This window comes from Kitasatospora sp. NPDC059817 (genome assembly GCF_042731835.1).
In the GTDB taxonomy this organism is placed as follows: Bacteria; Actinomycetota; Actinomycetes; order Streptomycetales; family Streptomycetaceae; genus Kitasatospora.
Genome location: NZ_JBHWIR010000435.1, coordinates 1 through 1,300 on the forward strand (window position 1 = coordinate 1; position 1,300 = coordinate 1,300).

The window sequence follows — 1,300 nt, forward strand, 5'->3', positions numbered from 1 at the left end:
GCGCGGGGGGGGGGGGGGGGGGGGGGCGCGCCCCCCCCCGCCCCCCCCCGGCCGCACCGCTGAGGGCGAAGCGGCACCTGTACGCGGGACGCGGGAGCGCAGCAGGAGGCGCGGGGGCGTAGCGGACGCGCCCGAGCGGAAGTAGTCAGCACGAAGCCCTGGGACCGTCTTGGCGAGGTTCCGGGGCTTCGTCGTGCTCAGCGCGTGGCGGCGGGCTCCGGGAGCCGTCGCGACGTGTTCATCTCCTCGACGGTGGCGACCAGCGGGGCCAGCTCGGGGTTCTTGGCGGCCTCGTCCAGCGCCTCCCGGAGGGCGGACTCGTTGGTCGGCCTGGCCGCTTCCAGGAGTTCCAGGCCGGGCCCGGTCACGTCGGTGTAGATGCCGCGGCGGTCGGTCGCGCAGAGGTAGCGCGAGAGCAGGCCGCGGTCCTCCAGCCGGGTGACGAGGCGGGTGGTGGCGCTCTGGCTGAGCACGACCGCGTCGGCGACCTGCTTCATCTGCAGGTGCCCGCCCTCGCCGTCGTGCTGGCGGCTGAGCACGTCGAGCAGCGAGTACTCGCGCACGCTCAGGTCGTGCTCGGCCTGGAGGGTGCGCTCGATGTGCGCCTCGATCCGGCCGGCCAGGAGGTAGAGGGCGGCCCAGCCGTTGGCGAGGGCGGTCAGCGCGGGGTCCGTGGCGGTCATCGGCGTGGCTCCTTCCGGGTGCGACGCCCTCAAGGATAAGCCCTTGCATGAAATATCGGCCAGCACGCATATACAGCTCGTGCAAGCATTGCTCTCGTGGCGCCGGGACGCCCGACCGGCCCGGGTGGGGCCGGAACCGGGGCGATCCCGGGCCCCGTTCGCGCCGCATGTTCGCCGCTATCGCCCACCACCAGCGACAGGTGAATGCCCGCACTTGCACTTAGCCCGCGCGTGCAACTATTGTTTGAGCACGTAAGGCGCAACAGCAATCGTATGGAAGGCAGCACACCATGCCTCTCGCGCTCCTAGCCCTGGCCATCGGGGCTTTCGGGATCGGTACGACCGAGTTCGTGGTCATGGGCCTGCTGCCCGAGATCGCCGGCGACTACGGGGTGTCCATCCCCTCCGCCGGGCTCCTGGTCACCGGTTACGCGATCGGCGTCGTCATCGGCGCTCCGCTGATGGCGGTGCTCGGCACCCGGATCGGCCGCAAGACGATGCTCATGATCCTCATGGGCCTGTTCGTGGCGGGGAACCTGCTCTCCGCCGTCGCACCGACCATGGGAGTGATGCTCGTCGGCCGCATCGTGACCTCCCTCGCCCACGGCGCGTTCTTC

The 1,300-nt window shown here is 71.2% G+C and carries 2 protein-coding genes; one reads left to right on the top strand and one right to left on the bottom strand.

Going from position 1 to position 1,300, the window contains the following annotated elements:
• Positions 1–197 precede the first annotated feature (197 nt).
• Positions 198–683, bottom strand: coding sequence for a MarR family winged helix-turn-helix transcriptional regulator (locus tag ACFV61_RS36065; protein ID WP_063351792.1), 486 nt, complete (start codon positions 681–683; stop codon positions 198–200).
• Between the two features lie 290 nt (positions 684–973).
• On the opposite strand from ACFV61_RS36065, the gene ACFV61_RS36070 reads away from it, so the two are divergent.
• Positions 974–1,300, top strand: a 327-nt coding sequence (locus tag ACFV61_RS36070; RefSeq protein ID WP_380496417.1) for an MFS transporter, incomplete at its 3' end; no start/stop codon positions are given.

Bases quoted from the DNA above. Each gene is read 5' to 3' on its own strand.
- ACFV61_RS36065 (WP_063351792.1), bottom strand. From the start codon at position 683: ATGACCGCCACGGACCCCGCGCTGACCGCCCTCGCCAACGGCTGGGCC.